The organism is Streptomyces sp. LARHCF249, from assembly GCF_052871255.1.
This window is the reverse complement of the sequence record NZ_JBIXJQ010000001.1, coordinates 57,765-76,685: the sequence shown is the minus strand read 5'-3', so window position 1 is coordinate 76,685 and position 18,921 is coordinate 57,765. Positions and strand designations below refer to the sequence as shown.

The following is an 18,921-nucleotide window of genomic DNA, read 5'->3' as shown; positions in this document are numbered from 1 at the left end:
CTTCGCCAGCCTCCCTTGTCCCGGCCGTCCCGGTCCTGTTGTGCTGGCTGTATGGACTCAGCAGTCGAGCCACGAGGTCCTGGACCCAGCCCGTGTGGTCGCACCTCGGCACCCTTGACGATCTTGTCCTGCCCTACGGCGTTGCCCTGGCTGCCTCCGGATGTGCAGCGTTGCCCCGAGCCTCCCCGTGGGCGGGCCGGGCCGTGGCCACCCACCGGTCGACGGAGTCGATGCCGGCGTCGGCCGCGCTCGTCGGTGCCGGGCATTGGCGGACGATCTACCTAGGTGGATTGGCCGCAATCCAGGGAGGTTGGGGAAGGGCTGTCAGCAGCTCACGGGCTGCCTGGATGATGCCGGCGTTGAGTTCTTCGTGGGAGATGTCCGAGTGTTCCCCGTCCCAGTCTTCCCAGGTGGACGCCCACGCGACAATCGCACGGAGCTCTTCGGGATAGTTCAGCGGTGCAGCTACTCCACTCCAGATCAACGCGGCGGCGGTGCCCGGATCGCAGGAGCCGTCGACGATGCTCTTGGCCCACGAACGGGCCAGCTCCCAAAGAACTGCGTTGGGATCGGCAGTCAGGCGCGGAGTGATGCCGAGCTCGTCCAGGACCTCCTCGAAGAGCCCGGGCGCATGCTCCGCCTCCCCGCTTGCGAGTCCGGCCAAAGTCCGGATCGAGGGAGTGTCGAGGCCAGTGAGCAGTGCGCCGAGGCCAGCCTCGATGAGCCGGCCGGGGTCGACCTCGCAGCCGAGCGCCCGCTCGTCGGCTAGCATCTGCAACTGCCGGATGGCCTCGTCTTCGCTCATGGCACGTGCCCTTGCCGAAACCGTGTGGTGGAAGTGCCCCACGTGTATGTGAGCCACCCGCCGCATACAGATCGATCATAGGTCTCGCGGGTGCCACGGTCAGCCCTCTCTGGCATTTCCGCAGTTCAGTGGCGTCCGGATTTAGCGTTCTAGTTGTCTGCCGGGGCCAACTACGGCGCTAAGTCACAACCGGGTGTGACTGAGCGTTTCAGTTGGCCCCTGAGCGTTGCACTTGGCCCGGCTGAGCGTGACGGTTGGCCCGGGCCGTCCGCGGGTGGCGCACCGCCGATCTGTTCGGCTGCAGCGTCATGGGTTTCTCGTTACTGCACAGCGCGGCCGATGAGTTTGTGGCTCCCGGGCAGTCCAAGCTCGTGACACCCCAGGAAAGGACACCGCCATGTCGGAGCTTCTCGTCGACTTCATCACCTCCCTCGACGGCCACGCATCGGGAGAGGGATGGCCCGGGTTCTGGGGCCTCGAGGGCCCGGAGTACCTCGCATGGCTCGGCGAGCAGCCCGAGGCCACCTACCTGATGGGAGCGAACACCTACCGCCTTATGTCGGGCTTCGCTGCAGGCCAGGTCCCCAATGGCCAAGACGACTTCAGGCCCGAAGAAGAGGCGTCCGTCGACGAGCTCACGCAAGCGTCCAAGGTGGTGTTCTCCTCCTCACTCGAGGAGCCACTGACGTGGGCCAACTCCACGCTCGTCCGCGGCGACGCCGTCGAGGCGGTCCGCGCCATGAAGTCGAGTGGCTCGGGGCTCCTCAGCACGATCGGCAGCCTCAGCCTGTGCCGGTCCCTGCTACGAGCCGGACTCGTCGACCGCTTCCGGGTCGTGATGTTCCCGGTGATCACCGGGGCCACGGGCGAAGAACGCATCTACGACGGCTATCCGGACGTTGCCCTCGAGATGATCGAGCACCGCACCTTCGACGGCCGCATCCAGCTGGTCGAGTACAAGCCCCGCGTGCTCGAGCACCCGCCGCTCGGCGTCCCTGCGTGACGTCGCCCCGTCCGCCGGTCTGGACGGCCGCCAGGCCGGCGGACGGCGGTGCGGAGCAAGACCTAATAAGACGTCATCTCATTTGGAGAGTCTGCGGTAGCAGATGAGGGTGCAGGCGATGCTGGTGAAGGAGAGGAAGTGTTCGGCTTTGCGTTCGTAGCGGCGGTGAAGTCGGCGGCAGCCGCCGAGCCAGGCCATAGTGCGTTCGATGGTCCCATCGGTGTCGGCCCAGTCGCTGCGGGGACTCGATGCCTCGGCGGGCGATGTGGTGCTTGATGCCGCGTCCGCGTAACCATCGCCGCAGGTGGCAGTAGTCGTATCCCTTGTCCGCGTGGAGCTTGGCGGGCTTGCGCCGTCGGGGTCCACGGCGGGAGCGGATGGGCGGTATGCCGCGGATGCGTTCCGGTAAGCAGTAAACGTTTTCAGCGTTGCCGCTCCAGGGGCCGGTCTCTTGAGGTCGCCTCGATCCGCCGCCCCGTCACCGCCCTTCCGACGGTCGCTGGACCGCCGGCAGCGCGGGGCGTCGTCGTCAGGGATGTCTGGAGAAGCGAAGTGGAACGGCACACCGAGGTGGTTGGCCAGCGTCCGGCCGGCCTTGGCGGCGGCGTCGCCAGGGGGAGCACCGCCCGGGCGTCGGTAGATAGTGGCCAGGTGACCCTCCCCCTCTGGGGCATCCAAGACCGCGACCAGGACAATGAACCAGTCGTGCACGGTATCGCCGTCCCACAGCGCTTCCACCGCCGCCACGGGACCTGGGAGAGCCGCGGCGCGAGCCGCAAGTGAGGGGAGGTCGAGCGGATCCGGAAGTGTGAGAGTCCGGACCGATCCCGCCATCAACTACGGAGAGCGCGAGACCGTCCTGTCGGCGCTGTCCGACAGGGGGTGGCCCCGCGACTACGACCACCCCGAGACCACCGCCTGGGATCCGGGTCTGTCGGCTGGCTTCACCTGTGGTCCTCTTCCTGAAGGCATCCAGGACAGCGACCCGCGACCGGACCTGACGGGCTGGCAGGCGTGGGCCGGGCCGGTCCTTGGTTCCCCCTACCTGTGGGCCGCGACATTCAGCGCCAGCGTCCCGCACGAACTGGTCGGCGCCTTCGCCTCCTCCGTCGCCTCGCCGACCCCGGTCCAGCGCCGCACCCTGCCCGAGCTCGCTGCCGGCCGCCTCACCTTCAGCCTCCCCGGCTGACCAACCCGCCGCCCCATCCCGGTGTGGGCTGCTGTCCGGCACTCTCCAGGCCGACGGCAGCCCCTTCGGCTGCCCGCACCCCTCGCCATCAGGAGGCCCCTTGTCGCGCACACGCGGCAGCATGGGATGCGGATGTCCACGGCACCTTCGAGGAACGGGCGTGGCTGCTGAAGCCGGGCGACCGGCACGCGCTCTCTGGCTGCGATGAAGTCCACCCTGTCGTCGCCGCCAGGCACCGCTACGGCCGCCAAGTCGACTGGTATTAAGGTCCTCTGTCGGCGGCGGAATCTGGCGCGGCCGGATACCGCCGCCGACTTCCGCGTCTGCTGCTGTGCCAAGTGCGGTTGCCCTGTGCCGTGTCGCTCAACTCGTCGAGAGCCGCCGGGGTCGCTGGCAGGTCATGTCGCGGTGCTGGCAGTTGCCATCTCTCAGTGAGGCCCGTCGCTGGGGGGGGCGGCTCTGCGCGCTCAGCCGGGCAGGCAGCGACAGTCGGGCCGTAGGTGATGAAACAAACTGGTGGCGACCCAGGCGAGGCCCTGACGCCCGTTGCCTGTGTCGTCAGCGCAGTCACAGCATTAGAGCGAGGGCAGGGTGGCATCCTCAGTCGGGAAGCGGCGCTCAAGCAGCCAGTGCAGGTAGATCCGCAGGCCCTGCTCCAGCCCGTCCGCGATGTAGGCCTCGAAGTCACGAACGGCGGAGGCGGTGCCCTGGTTGTAGGACGCGTCGATGCTTTCCCAATCGCTCCGCCCGGCGGCCAGGTGCTCCAGCACTCGGGCCCGGTTCCGCCACCACTCCCGGACGGTCTCCGCCGTCCAGTGCTCGTCACCGTCGTATCCGTAGCCGCCCCATGGATCGTCGCCGACCGCTTCGACCACGAGCAGGGTCTCGGCGGCGGTCCGGGGTTGGCGATAGTCGAACTCGCCGAACCGTTCACCGTCGTAGAGCACATGCCCTGGGGCGACGATCCGGCCCGTCAGGCAGTTGTCGGTGTCACCGCCGTAGAACGGCCCGGGCACGTTGAGCCAGTGCCGGTCCGACCAGCGCCCCTGGAACAGGCTCTGGTGGTCGGCTGCCAGAACGGACGTCGGGTCGAAGTAGCGCGTCATGCGCTCAGCCTAGGACCTTCGTTCGATCCGCCGAGCAGCGTTCCGGGCGCTGGAGATCTCAAAGGTCAGATCCAGGTGGCCAGCCTGCTCAACCCGGTGAGCCTTCGCGGTCACAGCACTAGATGCCGACTGCCGCGCCCTGGACGGCGGCGTCCTGGCGCCAGGAGGTGCCCGTGCTCGGCCGCCCACCGCGCGCGGCAGCCAGGCCCTCCTCCCAGGCGACGTCGAAGTGGGACCAGACCGCTGCGTGACGCGCTCTTCGTCCATGTCGCCGCGGGCGTAGAAGCGGCGGACGCCGGCGGTCCACTGACTGGCTTTGTAGATGACAACCGACGCCAGTAGAAGGTGGGTTCTGACTCCACCGCCCGGCAGTGGCAGCTATACGAGAATCAGACCGCGGTGGATGAACGTGCCGATGCCCCGCCGGCGGCTGTGGGCCGCCTGCGGGGCATCGTCGGATGAGGGTGCCTCAGGCCGGCGTGATGTTCTCCGCCTGCGGGCCCTTCTGCCCCTGGACGACGTCGAAGGCCACCTTCTGGCCCTCCTGGAGCTCGCGATAACCCTGCGCGGCGATTGCGGAGTAGTGGGCGAAGACGTCGGGGCCACCGCCGTCCTGCTCGATGAAGCCGAAGCCCTTTTCGGCGTTGAACCACTTCACGGTGCCAGTAGCCATGCTGTTCTCCTAGACGTGCGCAGCCGCTGGCGCCCGCACTGTGCGACCGCCGCGTCCGACCGGCGTCGCCCAAGCGGTCCCGGACAGCCGAAACGTCCGCGATCGCGATCACGGGCGAGCAGCGGCTCGGAACCACGACTGCTCCTGACATCCACGGTATCTCCCCAGGACTCCTGCCACACAGAGAACACGGCCCCGTCAGTCCACCGGCAGTTTCGGCACTACCCCCCGCCAACACCGAACTGGACCTCACCACGCGGTTACCCGGTAGTGCCAGTGGAGTCAGAACCCACCTTCGGCTGGCGTCGGTTGTCACGTACAAAGCCAACTGCCCGAGCGGGAAGTTCGCGAGCGAGGCCGGCCACCCGGACGCCTCCGCGCCTTCCGCGCCCGGCACACGGAACGTGAACGGGACGCGCAGGTTGCCGTGCTTGCGGGCGTAGATGACGGCGGCTTTCCCCCCGCCGCCAGTGTTCGTCTTCGGGGTTGAGGACGCGCAGGTTGATGAACGCGGCGAGCGCGGCCGGGTCGCGGGGCGTAGAGAACTTCAGCAGGGCCCTGGCGGGGGTGCTGACGCCCCCAGTCTGGCGGGGCATCCCATGACGCCCGCACAGGCAGAGCTTTTAACGCTTCGGCCGTACCGTTCGACTTCTTGGATGTGAAGGGACAACAGCTTTTGCCCATCCTCGGACTGGGGCCGCTTGTGCCGGTCGTCGCGCTGGGAGGCATGCCGTGGATAGCTCTTCCGATCCTCGGCTCCTTGGCTCTTATCGGAGTGGTGCTGGGTGAGTGGCAGCGCCGCTGCACCTTGGTGTCTGTTCTTCGACAGGCCCCGCCCGGCACCATCGTGGAGCAAGACGGTGGGATCGGCGGGCCGCGCGTACGTATCCAGGTCGGCAGTCATGCTCCACCAACGCGCAGGGGGCGGTGACCGATGGACGAGCAGCGGCTGACACCTGAGGACCAAGCCCGGATATCGGCTCTGTTCGACGACCAATACGACCTGCTGCGCCGACTTGCCTCCCGCCTCCCTCGTGGAACGGGTGAGGGCGTCACCCCCGGTCGGGAGCTTGTGATGGAGGCCTTCGAGGCAGCCATCGAAAAGTGGGAGGAGATCGGATCCTGGGAGACCGAGTCCCAACTGAAATGGCTGTGGGTCGTGTGCTGGCGCCGGCGGATCGATGAGCTGCGACGTCAAGGCCGCCTTCGTGCCCTCGTCCCCCGGGTAGCGGCGCTGAGCCAGACGCAGGCCGCGAGCACGGAGGAGATCGTCCTGGCACGCCTCGCCCTGGAGGAGGTGGCGGCCGTCATAAACGGTATGCCCGAGATGCGACGCGCAGTCGCGGCCAGGGCATTGCTGTTACACATGCCGCCGAACGAGATCGCCGACGTGCTGAAGATGAAACAAGGAACGGTTCGGGTACATATAGCCCACGCACGCAAGCAATTGAGGGAAGAGGCAGGCGTGCATCTGCCGTTCCCGCTGAAGGGCTCGACGAACGCGCCAGACGGCGAGGACGATGGGGAAGCAGCGGAGAGGAGGCGGGCATGAGCGAGCGCAGGCAGGGACCTCCCAGGGTCGCCGATGAGGCGCCGGTCTATATCGTCTCGGTAGCGGCGAAGCTTTCCGGTCTCCACCCGCAGACACTGCGCCAGTACGACCGCCTGGGCCTGGTGTCTCCGGATCGGACAACCGGTCGGGGGCGCCGCTACTCGGCCCGCGACATCGAACTGCTGCGCCGGGTCCAGGAGCTGTCGCAGGAGGAGGGCATCGCCCTCGACGGCATCAAGCGGATCCTAGAACAAGAGAAGCAGCTAGCCGCCCTTCAGCAGCGTGTTGCCGAGCTCCAGGCAGCGGTCGAGGGCGCCAGGGTTGCGCTGCAGAAGCGCGACGCTAAGGTACCCGCCTCACAGGTGAGTGACTCGCTGCAGAGCCCGAGCGGGGAATCCGGTCCGACCGGCGCCTCGTTGCTATGGCGCGCCAAAAGACAAGACAGCACCGAAAGCGTCGAACAACCTATCTCGGACGCGGCGCACACCGCGCATGGGGCAAACGTGCCGATCACGCCTGAGGGCGACCTTGTCTCCTTGCTACGTGAGCTAGGCGAGGCAGAGGGGACGCCGCCTCCTCGTCACGAGGTAGAGGAAGACAGGCGCCGACTGCTTGCACGGATGCGGGGACCGGCTCCTCATGCCGGCAAACCAGCTCCTGCAGTCGAGGGGGACCCCTCTACGGATCAACGAAGGGACTCCCCGCCGAACCTGACTGACGAGACGCCCGTGTATGTCATCTCGGTAGCGGCGAAGCTTTCCGGTCTCCACCCGCAGACACTGCGCCAGTACGACCGCCTGGGCTTGGTGTCTCCGGATCGGACAACCGGTCGGGGGCGCCGCTACTCGGCCCGCGACGTCGAACTGCTGCGCCTGGTTCAGCAGCTGTCCAAGGAGGAGGGCATCAACCTGGACGGCATCAAGCGGATCATTGAGCTGGAGAAACAGGTGTTGGGGCTCCAGCGCAACGTCGCCGACCTTTCGGCGACGGTTGATGGTGCTGCCGCGGTGTTGGCTCAGCGCGAGGCTCAAGTCCACGCCTCCTACCGGCGGGACCTGGCCCCCTACCAGGAAGCACAAAGGGCAGGTGAACGGGGCACTCGTCAGCAGAACGGGCCGTCGACCTAGCCCGCGTACGCATGATCCCGGCCGAGGGGAGCGGCTAGGGGTCAGGACGCCGGTTTGGCCTGCGTCGATGGCGAGCCGGTGAGGATTACGGCTCGCTCCCGGGCTTGTCCTCGAGGAGGGTTAGCCGTTCGGCGCTGCCGGAGGGGGCGAGACGGCCACGAGGTTCGCCCAGAGGCCGACCCGACGGCACGTCCCACACCAGGACACTGTTCCCTGGCGCTGACCGCGGTCCTGATAGGGGACTTGAGCAGCGGGTGGTCCAGGCGGACGGTGTCGGGGTCCAGGCCGGCCCGCCGCAGGAATTCGAGGAGGTCGGCGGGGCCGAGGGCGCGCATGGCGAACCGCTTCTCTGCACCAAGGGCACGGCGGTTCTGGGCTGACCTAGGCTGGACGGCCGTGAGCTGGACCAGGGTGAGACCACCGGGGGCTATGAGGCCGCGGTCGGCACGATCGTGCCGGTCAGTGATGAGGGCTTGGACGCGTTGCCGCTGTCCACGGCGAAGGCGTTCGAGACCGTGGCGTTCGTCTCGGCCTCGTCCGTCGGCCCGATCCAGATCGGCGCCTGCTACTACCTGGCCTCCGAGTCGACCGTCAAGCTGTATGAGCTGCTGCGTCAGGCCCTGGGGCGCAGTAGCAAGGTGGTGGTGGCCGAGTTCGCGGTGCGGGACCGTGAGCGGCTCGGGCTGCTCCGGGTCGTGGGCTGGCAGGATGGGCGCTGAGGTTGTGGAGCTGGCCCCCGCGTTACCGAATCTGCTGTTCGTCCAGCGTCCCAGCAGTCCCCGGCGTGCGGGCGGACTGGCAGCCAGCCCGCTCCGACCCCCCGCTCGATCAGCCACGTGGGCGGCTCGGGCAGGGAGGCCGGCGCGCGGCGAGGGCCCCCGGCTCCTCAGCGTACTCAGTGCCCGCTTAGCGCGGCGGGGTACGTTAGGCCGTCAAAAAGAATCACCGCTTGCTGTCGCGTCGGGTGAGCAAATCGCGCGGGCGGCGCCTCCCCTGACGGTAGTGCTGTCGTTGTGGTAGTCGATTAGCCAGCTGTCGCCGGGCGCGTTGGTGGTGCCCCGGCGAGAATCAATGGGAATGACGTCCGCCCCCGTGACGAAACCGCCGCTAATCGCGACCTCGCCGGCCGGACACACGACACGAGCCGCCCCGAAATTGCCCGGCGGTGTCGTTGTGCCGTTGCCGATTACCTGGTGTGTGCTGATAGGGCCGCTGCCGCCCGTCGCGCCCGTGGCTCCGGTGGCGCCCGTCGCGCCGGTAGCGCCTGTCGCGCCCGCGCCATCCATTCCCGGGGGCCCGGTCGGCCCCGTCGGACCTGTGGCGCCCGCAGGGCCCGTCGGACCAGTGGCACCGGTTGCTCCACCGGCGGGACCGGTCGGGCCCGTTGCCCCGGTCGGACCCGGCTCACCCTGTTCGCCGGGCTCGCCCTGAGGGCCGGTGGCACCCGTCGGGCCCGTGGGCCCGGTCGGGCCGATCGCGCCCGGCCCGTCTTCACAGTTGTGCCGCCACGGCGGACAGCCCTCGGGTCCGGGGTCTGCCTGGCTCACCGCAGCCGTCGACTCGTACGGAGTCGACGCCAGCGCAGCACTGTTGAAGCCCAGCATCACGAGAAACAGCGATGCCATCGCGCCGCAGGCAACCCTTTTCCCCTTTCGGGGGAGAGGACCAAGCGTGCCCATAGGTGCTCCTTGAGGAGGAACGAGTGACGTTCCGAAAGGAATTTCCGTTTCCTCGGCAACATCGGTCCGTAGATTCACCACCTTGAGTGTCCTGTGAAGAGATCAACCTATTGGTGCATCGACATCCGCTAGCAGAACGAACACAAACGCGCCTGCGATGCGCCGGTTTGGTGTCAGTGGGTGTTGGCAGTGACGGGTTGTCAGGCGGGTGTGTCTGTGCTGGTCGGTTGGCCAGGGGCTTGGCAGTTGCTGACGTGTGAGTGGTGTTCGGGTGGTTGTCACTGTCATGGGGCGGTACACCACCTCGGTCTTCGCTGCCATGGAAACGGTGCTTCTTATCTATGGCTGGTGTGCCGGCCGTGAGGCTTGTTCCTGGTAGCGGTCTGGTCCGGCGGATTGGTGTGGGGCGGCGGGGGAGCTGGGCGGCGGTCTTCCTGAGACGGTGCGGGTGGGGGTGCGGCCTGCGGCGGTGGGCCGGCTGCTCTCGGCTACGTCGTGCACTGGCCAGCGTGCCGTTGCCCCGGGCGCGTGACGGCCGCCTGGTGCTGGCTGTGGACGTCTCCCCGTGGCTGCGGCCGGATGCCGATGCGTGCGCGGACCGCTCCTTCTGTCATACCTTCGGCGCCTGGGCAAACATCAGATGGTGCCCGGCTGGCCCTACTCGATCGTCGCCGTCTTGGAGACGGGCCGGACCTCATGGACGGCCCTGCTGGACGCGATCCGGCGGTGCCCGGCGCCGACTTGGCCGCGGTCACCGCCGACCAGATCCGCGACGTCGTCGAACGCCTCGTGGAAGCCTGCCAGTGGCAGGCAGGGGCGCCGAACATCTTGGTGGTCCTCGACGCCGGCTACGACGCACCCCGCATCGCCCACCTCCTGAGTGATCTGCCGGTCGAGGTGCTGGGCCGACTGCGCTCGGACCGGGTGATGCGCAAGCCGGTACCGGTGCCGTGGATCTGCCCGCCTCAAGGCGGACGCCCGCCCAAGCACACCCGTACGGTCCCGGGCGCGCTGCGCCTGGTCCTCGATGAGCCGGCGGAAGCCCGCGAGCGCGTACCGCTCTCCGGTCGCCGAGCCGGACCCCGGCATGCCGGCCACCTCGGCCATGAGCTGCTGGGGATGGGGCTGCCAGCCGGTGGCCAGGACCCGCAGGCCCAGGCACTCCGCGCGCCGGTGCAGGCCCAGGAGGTGCAGCAGGCCGTCGGAGTTCATGACCGTGACACCGTGCAGGTCCACCAGGAGGTCTCGCTCGCAGGCGGTGACACCGTCCAGCGCCTGCTGGAGCGGTCTCGTCCGCCTCCCCGTCGAGTTCCCCGCTAGCGCAGACCAGGACCGAGCTGCCGCAGTGCTGAACCTCGACAGTGATCAATGCGTTCCTCCCGCCGCCCGCACGCGTCGGTGCCTGCGGGCCTCCATCCTGCGTGGCCCTCCCCGAGGCCGGTGCGAGGCTCGCTGAAGTGGGGAGGGCAGGCGACGGCCTGGGGTGGTCGTGGGGCGAATGCCGTTACCCGGGGCCGCGTGAGCGGCGTGGCTCGCACCCCTGCAGACGGGGACGAACCTCCTTGCCGACACGAAACCCGCCACACCACCAGTCGCGAGGTCGGGCATGAGACGGGCGTGAGTGGAAAGCCGCCGGGTATGACACGCACACCGAAGCCAGAGCACGGTGACGATCGCGAGCCGCTGGGTGCGGGGCGCGCGGGTCCGGATGAGCAGGTGGAAGAGCGGGCTCCGGATCAGCTCTCGGATATGCCCAGGCGGTCATGGATGGCAGTGCTACGCGGCACGCTCAAGGAATTCAAGGACGATGAGCTCGCCGACCGCGCTGCCGCGCTGACGTATTACGGCATCCTGGCTCTCTTCCCGGCCCTGCTGGTGCTGGTGTCACTGCTGGGCATCGCGGGTGAGACAACGACCCAGCAGGTGCTGGACAACCTCCAGAAGCTCACTCCCGGCTCGGCCCGCGATGTGATCAGCAATGCCATCCAGCAGCTCCAGGGCAACGCAGGTATCGGATCGCTCCTGGCGATCGTCGGCCTGGCCGTCGCGATCTGGTCAGCCTCGGGCTACATAGCCGCGTTCATCCGCACCTCGAATGCCGTCTACGACATGCCCGAGGGGCGCCCGGTGTGGAAGGTTCTGCCGCTGCGCCTGGCGCTGACCGTCACACTGATGGTCCTCGCGGTCGCCAGCGCGCTGATCGTCGTCTTCAGCGGCGGCCTGGCCCGCCAGGCCGGCGCCGCCCTCGGGGCGGGTGACACGGCGATGACGGTGTGGTCGATCGCGAAGTGGCCTGTCCTGGCCCTGCTCGTCACCATCATGATCGCGATCCTTTACTGGGCAGCTCCGAACACCAAGGGCCGCGGATTCAAGTGGGTCACCCCCGGGAGCTTCCTGGCGCTGGTGATCTGGATGATCGCCTCGGCCGGCTTCGCGTTCTACGTCGCGAACTTCGGCTCCTACAACAAGACGTACGGCACCCTCGCCGGAGTGATCATCTTCCTGGTGTGGCTGTGGATCACCAATCTCGCCATCCTGCTGGGCCTGGAGTTCGACGCCGAGACGGTCCGCCAGCGCGCCATCGCCGGCGGCCACCCCGAGGGCGAGGAGCCCTATGTCGAGCCCCGGGACACGCGGAAGTGGAGTGATGAAGACCGCCGCCGCCTGGAGTGAGCACCGTGTGGAACGGCCCCGGGCGACGGGCGGGAAAAGGCCACAGCATGGGAATCCTGGCCGCGATGCGAGGCGGTGATCACCGGCTGACCCGGCGTATGGCCGCCTGGGACTCTGCCTGGACCCGCCGGTTGCTGCCTCCGGTCGAGGAAGCGGCCGAGCACACGAAGCTGTGGTGGGCGGCCGCCGTGATCACGGCGGCCGGAGGTGGCTGGCGGGGCCGCAGGGCCGCGGCCGCTGGTGTCGCGGGGATGGCGGTGGCGGAGCTGTCCAACGGGGTCGCGAAGCAGCTCGTCGAGCGGCGCCGGCCGCCGCAGGAGTGGATCCCCCACGACGACGTCGAGGACCGGCCTGACAGCTCTTCCTTCCCCTCCGGGCACACCGCCGCCGGTGTGGCGTTCACCGTGGCCGTCGCGCCCTCCTGGCCCTGGGCAGGTGCCGCCTGCGCTGTACCGACCGTGCTGGTGGCCCTCGAGCGGGTCCACAGCGGCGCGCACTACCCCTCCGACGTCGCAGTCGGCGCTGCGATCGGCGTCGCGGCCGCCGGCTTGGTCCGGGTGGCGCCCCGCATCCTTATCCGCCCAGTGGGATGATCACGAGTCGCAGGCGGGTGACCGGCAGGTCGCGGGGTAGGCGAGCCGTACAGCAGCGTGCGCATTTCAGCAGAGGGGTCTGTCATGGCGGCTCGTTTCGAGGTCCGGCATCAGCCCGCCAAGGGCTATCACTTCGTTCTGATTGCAACGAACGGGCAGGTCATCGCGACGAGCGAGCACTACGAAAGCCATCGTGCCTGCCGGAACGGCATCGACTCCGTCAAACGCAACGCCGCCGCCCCCATCCAGGACACCACCGGTACCGATCAGGACCGCTGACCGGCACGGCAACCCAGGAGCGAGACCGGTGGCCGTCATCGTGCAGCCATCGCTCCGAAGAGCCCCAGCCCGGAGGAAGGTGAGGATCCATGAGCGCCGTTGGACGGCCGGGTCACAGCAGTACCGAGGAATCGGTGGGCGATCTCGTCTCACGAGCGTCGCAGCAGATCTCCGAACTGGTACGAGAAGAGATGCAGCTGGCCCGGGCGGAGATGACTCAGAAGGGCAAGCGTTTCGGTATGGGGGGCGGCCTGTTCGGCGGCGCCGGCCTGGTCGGCTTCCTCGCCGCGCAGGCCTTGGTCGGCGCCGTGATCGCCGTCCTCGCCCTGCTCCTGCCGGTGTGGGCCTCGGCTCTGATCATCGCCGCCCTGCTGGCGGCGGTCGCCGCAGTCATGGCTGCCGTCGGGAAGAAGCAGATCGCCAAGGCCGGTACACCTGCACCCGAGCAGGCCGTCGACAGCGTCAGGGCCGACGTCGCCGAGATCAAGGAGAAGACACACCGATGACCAATCACCCCCAAGGCGAGGAATCCGCGCCCACCCCTGAGGAACTGCGCGAGCAGGTCGAGCACACCCGTTACGAGCTCGGCCAGACCGTGGAGGCGCTGGCCGCCAAGCCCGACGTCAAGGCCCAGGCCAAGGAGAAGGCAGCCGAGCTCAAGGGGCAGGCCGCCGAGAAGGCCACCCACGTAACCGACCAGCTCCGGGAGAAGGCAGCGCAGGCCGCGCAGCTGGTGAAGGACAAGACCCCCGACCCGGTCCTCGACAAGGCAGCCCATGCCGCGGCCCAAGTCCGCTACAGCGCGGCACGCGCCCGCTCTCGTCATCGCTCTCCTGCTGAACCACGACCAGCAGGTGCTCTACATCCCCGGCCGGACCGTGAACCGGGCCACGGCCGGCTACCGCGGGGAGGGCAAGACCGATGCCCGCGACGCACACGTCATCGCCGACCAAGCCCGCATGTGCCGCGATCTGCAGCCGATCAGGCCCGGCGACGAAGCCATCATCGAGCTCCAGCTGTTCACCGGCCGCCGTGCCGACCTGGTCTGCGACCGAACCCGAGCGGTCAACCGCCTTCGTGGCCTCCTGACCGGCATCTTCCCTGCTTTCGAGCGCGCCCTCGACCTGGGCAACCACGGTCCCCTGGTGCTCCTCACCGGCTACCAGACACCAGCCGCCATCCGCCGGCTCGGCGCCAGCCGCCTCGAACAGTGGCTCCGGAACCGAAAGCTCCGCTGGTGCGGGGCCCTGGCCCGCACCGCCATGGAGGCCTCCGAGCGGCAGCACACCAGCGTTGCCGGAGAGAAGACGGTCGCAGTGATGGTCGCCACGCTCGCCCGTGAAGTGATCGTGCTCAACGAGAAGATCAGCGAGATCGACCGGCAGATCGAGGCTTCCTTCCGCGCCCACAAGCAAGCCGCCATCGGCGCCAGCATGCCCGGGATCGGCAACCTGCTCGGAGCCGAGATCCTGGCCGCCATCGGTGGCGACATGGATCTCTTCGGCAGCCCTGATCGCCTGGCGACCTACGCCGGACTGGCACCGGCTCCCCGAGACTCAGGCAAGGTCAGCGGCAATCGTCACCGCCCCAAGCGATACCACCGACGTCTGCGACGCGCCCTGTTCCTGGCAGCCATGAGCAGCATCACCTGCTGCTCGGAATCACGCCGGTACTACGACCGCAAACGAGCCGAGGGCAAGAGGCACTCCCAAGCAGTCCTGGCGCTGGCCCGGCGACGAGTCAACGTACTGTGGGCACTTCTCCGAGACCAGCGGCACTACGAACTCACGCCACCAGCAGGGACTGCCCATTAGGGCTCGCCGCTCGTCAATCTGGTCGACGAAAACCGGCTTCTCCGGGAGGATCGCATCAGCATGGACCAATGACCCTGAGGAGCCCCCTGTGATCACGCAAGGAGTACAGGTCACAGGCCGCTGCAGCGCCTGCGGAGGTATCACGACCTTCGACATCGGTCAATTCTTCGACCGTGGCATGCTCCGCTGGGGCACCGAAGGCCGATGCGCGGACTGCCCTCATGGGTGGTGCGAGCAAGACAGCGGTCCCGTCACGCCCGAGCACATTCGGCAAGCTCTGCTGAAAGCGCATGGGCCCGCGAGGCTTCGCCTGTCTGGAGACGTGCCGAACCTCGTTCCCGTGCTGCAGGCCCTCCGCAGTGCTCGAGAACTGTACCTGGGGGAAGCACGCGACCTGGGGGAAGCACGCGCGCAGGCCGAGGAACTCGCCGGGAGCGGACTCATCGGCACGCTCGTCGAGATGGAGGTCCTGGCGGTTCACCTTCGGAGACGAGCCATCGCGGTGAGCGTTGAGTCAGCTGCGTAACCCTGTTCGTCAGCACCCGCTGCGGTTTGACATCGGCATTGAGGAGTCTGCACTGGGCGGACGAGATGCGGGACCCCCGCAAGGAAATCCCCAACCTTCCCAGAGCCACGAAGGTCTCCGAGCAGGAGATGAAAATGGCCGAGCAGCTGATCAGCGCCCTCGCAATGGACTGGGACCCCGAGACCTTCCACGACACCTTCCAGGAGAAGGTCGCCGGGCTCATCGAGGCGAAGAAGGCCGGCGAGAGCGTCGAGAAGGCCGAGCCCCCGGCCAAGGCCACCGGCGCCGTCGACCTCATGGAAGCCCTGCGCGCCAGCGTTGAGCGGGCCCGCAGCCCCAAGCACACCCGCGAGAAGGCCACTACCACGGCAAGGCCGCAGAGGAAGTAGCCTGCGGCGAAGAAGCGCGTCAGCTCCAAGGCCGAGTCACTTCAGTCCCTGACGAAGGCGGAGCTCTACAAGAAGGCCGCAGCCGCCCACGTGCCCGGCCGCTCCACCATGACCCAGACCAACTCGTAGACGCCCTCACAGACAAGGCAAACTGAGCCAGAGCCGGTTCTCGTGAACAGAGCCAGACTCGGGAGTCACTGGCGACCTTCAAGCCCAGCTCAGCTGGCCGGGGTGGCGGCGGGCGGGTGTATGGCTGCGGGAGGTCAAGCGGTGTGGGCGGCGCGGGCTTTGGCGATGAGGCGTTCGGCGGTGCGGGTGCTGATGTCGTAGCGGGCGGCGAGGGAATCCGCGGTACCGGCCGGCCCCTGTCCGGTCTGCGTGGCATCCAGGGAGGCCGGGGTGGCCGGGGTGCAGCTGGAGACCGCGTACGACAACACGGTCGCGCAGGGGTTGTACGAGGCGGAGGGCTTCGTGCGCGAGGAGTTCCGCGACTACTTCCACGAACTCCGGTGAAACATTTCTCGGTCTCCGTCGCGTCGATGGGGTGAGACGACGCGAGGGGGAGTAGATGCGGCAGGGTCGCGGAGACGGGTTCCGTGAGTTCGCGGAGGGCAGATCGGGGCACCTGTACCGGTCGGCCTGTCTGCTGACCAGCGGGGACACCCATCTCGCGGAGGACCTCGTGCAGGAGACCCTGGGCAGGATGTACCTGCTCTGGGGGCGTGTTTCGCGTATCGACAATCCGGCGGCGTACGCACAGACCGTGCTGGTACGGGCCTTCCTGACCCACCAGCGCCGGCGGTCCGCGGGAGAGCGCCCGGTCGGGGAGTTCCCCGAGTCGGGTGCGGCTGCCGCCGGATCCGGGTCCGGGTCCGGCGATCCGGCGTTGCGGCTGACGCTGCTGGAGGCCCTGGGGCGGCTCGCGCCCAAGGACCGGGCGGTGCTCGTGCTGCGGTACTGGGAGGACCGCAGCATCGAGGCGACCGCCGATGCGATGAACACCAGCTCGGCGGCGGTCCGTACCAGGACCTCGCGGGCGCTCGGCCGGCTCAGGGAGCAACTGGGCGGCAGCATCAGTGAGTTCGCGGGCCTTTGAGAACGGAAATGGCAGGCCGCCGGTGGGCGGCCCCGTGCCGGTGTGGTCCTCTGCACTCCCCCTGAGAACGGAAGGTTTGGTTCCCCATGCCCTTTGAAGACGAGCTCGGCGAAGCCCTCCGGCGTGCGGGGGACGGTTTCACGGCCGACCGGCACGCCCTGGTGGAAGCCGGTGAGCGGCGCGGACGGCGGCTCGTGGCCCGCCGCCGGGCCGCCGTGATCGGCGGATCGGTGCTGTCTCTGGCCCTGATCGGCGCGGTCGGTGCCTACGCCGGGGGGCTGCTGGACGGAACGGGCCGGGTCGAGATCGCGGCGCCGCCGGAACCGTCGGGCGGAGGGTCCGGCGGGGGCGGGGGCGGCGCCCCGGGGCTGCCGCTGCCGCCCACGGGTACCGGCGCGGTCTCCGCCGCACAGCTGGTCGAGGTGTTCAAGGGGCTGCTGCCGGGAGGGACTCTGTCCGTAGAGCACGCGAACGGTACCGACGGCACAGGCGCGGGAGTCGCCGGCGTGTACGACGACGGCAAGGGCGGAGTGGCGATCAGGCTCGTCCTGACCCGGGTGGACCCGAACGGCAGCCTGGCCAACACCGCAACGCTTTGTACGAAGAAGGATATGCGGCCGGACGACGCCTGCACGACGGAGCAGCTGGCCGACGGCTCCATGCTGCTGACCCAGCAGGGCTACGCGGCCCAGAACCCCGCCATAGACATCAAGGAATGGCGGGCCGCGCTCGTGACCCCGCAGGGGTTCCTGGTCGAGCTGTCCGAAAAGAACGCTCCGCCGATGGAGACCACGACGTCCTCTCGCCCCAACCCGCCATTGAGCCCGGCCCAGTTGAGGGCGGTGGTCATCTCGGACAAGTGGCAACCGGCGCTGAACGACATGCCCCCGGCCGTGCAGGAACGGCCGGGCCGGACGCCCTGATCCCCGAACGCGCTGCGGGATCTGAAGGCAGCGGAGCAGCTGCAGAGCATCGACTACCACCCCGATTGGCATGAACTGGACTACTCACTGATCGTTTTCAGAATGAGGTTCGCGGGCGGCGAAGGCATATGAGGTTGCAGGCCAGTTCGAGCAAGCCCTGGTGGAGATCTGCGCGTCGCGCCTCGCGCCGGTAGGGGTGGCCGGCGCCTCGGTCGGGGGCGCCAGGCCCGGATTCGGCGACCAGCGCGGGTAGGGTCAGGCTGCGCTTTTCGGCCGGCAGTGCATCCACGGCCGCAGTGGTGCGGGCGATGCCTCCCGCACTGTTGCCGGATCGGGCGACATCAGCCCGCGGCGGAGTTCCAAGTGTGTTGCGAAGCGGGGCAGGTTGTCGGGGAGCTCGGCCAGGGGCTGCGCGGGGGCAGCCCACCTGACCCGGCGTCACCGTCCGGGCGTCGTCAGTAGGCACGACCGTACGGCGCTCTCCGACGCACTTGGGCCCGGGGTCGGTGAAGGTGGTGTTGCACCGCACCGGTGCCCCGGCCAGCAGGCCCTCCCCCGTAACGTCGCGGCGGGCCTGCGGACCGAGGCCGCTTCGACGCGACCGCGGGCCGGGGACCGGGGGACCGGGGGACCGGTCAGAGAGTCGGGCTTCCGTGGAGCTGCCACGCCGTACATTCACAGCACCCTTGCTGATGACTGCTACTGCACCCAGTAGCGAGGTGAGCTGCTGGGCGAGGGCGGCGGGGCCGGGTCTCGGTGGCAGCCGGGTGCCGGCCTTCAGGTCCGCCTTGGGGACGCCGCGCAGGGCCAGGAACCGGAGCGCGATGAGGAGGCCGACGACGGATGATCAACACCAGCCACCAGGTCATCATGAACGGCCCCAGCTACCGCCCGAACAAGCGCCCCAAGAACCCGGCGGACAAGCTGCCGACCAGCTAGAACGACCATCTCAGACTGTGTGAGAGGGTCGTGCGCATGGTCGAGTCCTGGGTCTTCACTGACAGCGCCGTGCCCGCTTCGGCCGCCACGGCGCTGGACGTGCTTCAAGAACGGATCGCAGCTGGGCAGCTCGAGACCTGGCTGACGAGCTCGCGCGGCCGTTCCCTGGCCATCGTCAGCAACACCGACCGCGCGATGGTCATGCTCCTCGATGACGAGGCCGATCCCGGCGAGCACGCCCTCAGTCCCGGCGCCAGCAGCTCGAGCAGCGGTTTCGTCCTGGCGAACGGACAGCACGACGAGTATCCCGACGAGGACACCGTGCCTCTCGCAGAAGCGATGCGGATCGTCACCCACATCCTCACAACGGGTGCCCCACCCGCAGACGCGGCGTGGTCGATCGACCGCTGACGAGGCCAGCACCTGGGGAATTACGTGAAGTTAGACCTGGGGAAATGAGTGACCGTCCACAATCGGGCCTGTCGCCGCCGTGGCGGCCTGTCGGTTCGTCTTGTCCGATGCGGGGGCCCAGTGCGTGGCCGAGACCGTGCGATC

General features: G+C 68.5%; 16 protein-coding genes and 6 pseudogenes. 18 read left to right on the top strand and 4 right to left on the bottom strand.

Annotated features, from left to right (window positions below):
• Window positions 1–277: 277 nt before the first annotated feature.
• Window positions 278–805 (bottom strand): hypothetical protein, encoded by a 528-nt coding sequence (locus ACIPUC_RS00360; RefSeq protein ID WP_446585951.1) that lies wholly within the window; start codon window positions 803–805, stop codon window positions 278–280.
• A 397-nt stretch (window positions 806–1,202) separates the two neighbouring features.
• Here ACIPUC_RS00360 and ACIPUC_RS00355 point away from each other — a divergent pair, with 397 nt between their 5' ends.
• The gene (locus ACIPUC_RS00355; RefSeq protein WP_446585950.1) at window positions 1,203–1,808 is read left to right on the top strand and encodes a dihydrofolate reductase family protein; all 606 of its coding nucleotides are present in this window, start codon (window positions 1,203–1,205) and stop codon (window positions 1,806–1,808) included.
• A gap of 78 nt (window positions 1,809–1,886) precedes the next feature.
• On the opposite strand, the pseudogene ACIPUC_RS00350 reads toward ACIPUC_RS00355, so the two are convergent.
• Window positions 1,887–2,208 (bottom strand): annotated as a pseudogene (locus ACIPUC_RS00350) (transposase); the annotation flags it as partial.
• Window positions 2,209–2,616: 408 nt separating this feature from the next.
• Between ACIPUC_RS00350 and ACIPUC_RS00345 the strand changes: the two are divergent.
• Window positions 2,617–2,997, top strand: coding sequence for a DUF317 domain-containing protein (locus ACIPUC_RS00345; RefSeq protein ID WP_446585949.1), 381 nt, complete (start codon window positions 2,617–2,619; stop codon window positions 2,995–2,997).
• A 575-nt stretch (window positions 2,998–3,572) separates the two neighbouring features.
• Here the strand turns inward: ACIPUC_RS00345 and ACIPUC_RS00340 are convergent.
• Both ACIPUC_RS00340 and ACIPUC_RS00335 read right to left on the bottom strand, forming a co-directional pair.
• Window positions 3,573–4,103 (bottom strand): ferredoxin, encoded by a 531-nt coding sequence (locus ACIPUC_RS00340; protein ID WP_446585948.1) that lies wholly within the window; start codon window positions 4,101–4,103, stop codon window positions 3,573–3,575.
• Between the two features lie 469 nt (window positions 4,104–4,572).
• On the bottom strand, window positions 4,573–4,776 hold the full coding sequence (locus tag ACIPUC_RS00335; RefSeq protein ID WP_446585947.1) for a cold-shock protein: 204 nt from the start codon (window positions 4,774–4,776) through the stop codon (window positions 4,573–4,575).
• A 934-nt stretch (window positions 4,777–5,710) separates the two neighbouring features.
• Here ACIPUC_RS00335 and ACIPUC_RS00330 point away from each other — a divergent pair.
• From ACIPUC_RS00330 to ACIPUC_RS00255, 16 genes and pseudogenes are all read left to right on the top strand, one after another.
• Window positions 5,711–6,328 carry an RNA polymerase sigma factor gene (locus tag ACIPUC_RS00330; RefSeq protein WP_446585946.1) on the top strand — a complete coding sequence of 206 codons (618 nt, stop codon included), beginning with the start codon at window positions 5,711–5,713 and terminating at the stop codon, window positions 6,326–6,328.
• A pseudogene (locus ACIPUC_RS00325) lies at window positions 6,325–6,765 on the top strand (heat shock protein transcriptional repressor HspR); the annotation flags it as partial. The gene ACIPUC_RS00330 and the pseudogene ACIPUC_RS00325, both read left to right, overlap by 4 nt.
• A gap of 273 nt (window positions 6,766–7,038) precedes the next feature.
• Window positions 7,039–7,455, top strand: coding sequence for a heat shock protein transcriptional repressor HspR (locus tag ACIPUC_RS00320; protein ID WP_446586748.1), 417 nt, complete (start codon window positions 7,039–7,041; stop codon window positions 7,453–7,455).
• Between the two features lie 386 nt (window positions 7,456–7,841).
• The gene (locus tag ACIPUC_RS00315) at window positions 7,842–8,174 is read left to right on the top strand and encodes a Ku protein (RefSeq protein ID WP_446586747.1); all 333 of its coding nucleotides are present in this window, start codon (window positions 7,842–7,844) and stop codon (window positions 8,172–8,174) included.
• A 1,442-nt stretch (window positions 8,175–9,616) separates the two neighbouring features.
• Window positions 9,617–10,124 (top strand): annotated as a pseudogene (locus tag ACIPUC_RS00310) (transposase); the annotation flags it as partial.
• Between the two features lie 648 nt (window positions 10,125–10,772).
• The gene (locus tag ACIPUC_RS00305; protein ID WP_446585945.1) at window positions 10,773–11,807 is read left to right on the top strand and encodes a YihY/virulence factor BrkB family protein; all 1,035 of its coding nucleotides are present in this window, start codon (window positions 10,773–10,775) and stop codon (window positions 11,805–11,807) included.
• 65 nt (window positions 11,808–11,872) lie between these two features.
• Window positions 11,873–12,400: a phosphatase PAP2 family protein gene (locus ACIPUC_RS00300; RefSeq protein ID WP_446585944.1), complete on the top strand. Its 528-nt coding sequence runs from the start codon at window positions 11,873–11,875 to the stop codon at window positions 12,398–12,400.
• Window positions 12,401–12,484: 84 nt separating this feature from the next.
• Window positions 12,485–12,679: a YegP family protein gene (locus ACIPUC_RS00295; protein ID WP_446585943.1), complete on the top strand. Its 195-nt coding sequence runs from the start codon at window positions 12,485–12,487 to the stop codon at window positions 12,677–12,679.
• Between the two features lie 89 nt (window positions 12,680–12,768).
• Window positions 12,769–13,185, top strand: a complete 417-nt coding sequence (locus ACIPUC_RS00290) for a phage holin family protein (RefSeq protein ID WP_446585942.1) — start codon at window positions 12,769–12,771, stop codon at window positions 13,183–13,185.
• Window positions 13,182–13,493, top strand: a pseudogene (locus tag ACIPUC_RS00285) (DUF3618 domain-containing protein); the annotation flags it as partial. The gene ACIPUC_RS00290 and the pseudogene ACIPUC_RS00285, both read left to right, overlap by 4 nt.
• Window positions 13,492–14,493 (top strand): annotated as a pseudogene (locus ACIPUC_RS00280) (IS110 family transposase); the annotation flags it as partial. The pseudogenes ACIPUC_RS00285 and ACIPUC_RS00280, both read left to right, overlap by 2 nt.
• A 660-nt stretch (window positions 14,494–15,153) precedes the next feature.
• Window positions 15,154–15,408 (top strand): hypothetical protein, encoded by a 255-nt coding sequence (locus ACIPUC_RS00275; RefSeq protein WP_446585941.1) that lies wholly within the window; start codon window positions 15,154–15,156, stop codon window positions 15,406–15,408.
• 568 nt (window positions 15,409–15,976) lie between these two features.
• A complete protein-coding gene (locus ACIPUC_RS00270) occupies window positions 15,977–16,504 on the top strand; it encodes a SigE family RNA polymerase sigma factor (protein WP_446585940.1) in 528 nt (175 codons plus the stop codon).
• Between the two features lie 86 nt (window positions 16,505–16,590).
• Complete coding sequence (locus ACIPUC_RS00265; RefSeq protein WP_446585939.1) at window positions 16,591–17,427, top strand: hypothetical protein; 837 nt, start codon at window positions 16,591–16,593, stop codon at window positions 17,425–17,427.
• A gap of 840 nt (window positions 17,428–18,267) precedes the next feature.
• A pseudogene (locus tag ACIPUC_RS00260) lies at window positions 18,268–18,366 on the top strand (ATP-binding protein); the annotation flags it as partial.
• 36 nt (window positions 18,367–18,402) lie between these two features.
• Entirely contained in the window at window positions 18,403–18,777 is a 375-nt protein-coding gene (locus tag ACIPUC_RS00255) for a hypothetical protein (RefSeq protein WP_446586746.1), read from the top strand.
• The last annotated feature ends 144 nt before the right edge of the window (window positions 18,778–18,921 follow it).

What these genes read in the sequence shown, in the direction of transcription:
- ACIPUC_RS00360 (WP_446585951.1), bottom strand. Translation starts at nt 805, where the DNA reads ATGAGCGAAGACGAGGCCATCCGGCAGTTGCAGATGCTAGCCGACGAG.
- ACIPUC_RS00355 (WP_446585950.1), top strand. Translation starts at nt 1,203, where the DNA reads ATGTCGGAGCTTCTCGTCGACTTCATCACCTCCCTCGACGGCCACGCA.
- ACIPUC_RS00340 (WP_446585948.1), bottom strand. Translation starts at nt 4,103, where the DNA reads ATGACGCGCTACTTCGACCCGACGTCCGTTCTGGCAGCCGACCACCAG.
- ACIPUC_RS00335 (WP_446585947.1), bottom strand. Translation starts at nt 4,776, where the DNA reads ATGGCTACTGGCACCGTGAAGTGGTTCAACGCCGAAAAGGGCTTCGGC.
- ACIPUC_RS00330 (WP_446585946.1), top strand. Translation starts at nt 5,711, where the DNA reads ATGGACGAGCAGCGGCTGACACCTGAGGACCAAGCCCGGATATCGGCT.
- ACIPUC_RS00305 (WP_446585945.1), top strand. Translation starts at nt 10,773, where the DNA reads ATGACACGCACACCGAAGCCAGAGCACGGTGACGATCGCGAGCCGCTG.
- ACIPUC_RS00300 (WP_446585944.1), top strand. Translation starts at nt 11,873, where the DNA reads ATGCGAGGCGGTGATCACCGGCTGACCCGGCGTATGGCCGCCTGGGAC.
- ACIPUC_RS00295 (WP_446585943.1), top strand. Translation starts at nt 12,485, where the DNA reads ATGGCGGCTCGTTTCGAGGTCCGGCATCAGCCCGCCAAGGGCTATCAC.
- ACIPUC_RS00290 (WP_446585942.1), top strand. Translation starts at nt 12,769, where the DNA reads ATGAGCGCCGTTGGACGGCCGGGTCACAGCAGTACCGAGGAATCGGTG.
- ACIPUC_RS00275 (WP_446585941.1), top strand. Translation starts at nt 15,154, where the DNA reads ATGGCCGAGCAGCTGATCAGCGCCCTCGCAATGGACTGGGACCCCGAG.
- ACIPUC_RS00270 (WP_446585940.1), top strand. Translation starts at nt 15,977, where the DNA reads ATGCGGCAGGGTCGCGGAGACGGGTTCCGTGAGTTCGCGGAGGGCAGA.
- ACIPUC_RS00265 (WP_446585939.1), top strand. Translation starts at nt 16,591, where the DNA reads ATGCCCTTTGAAGACGAGCTCGGCGAAGCCCTCCGGCGTGCGGGGGAC.
- ACIPUC_RS00255 (WP_446586746.1), top strand. Translation starts at nt 18,403, where the DNA reads ATGGTCGAGTCCTGGGTCTTCACTGACAGCGCCGTGCCCGCTTCGGCC.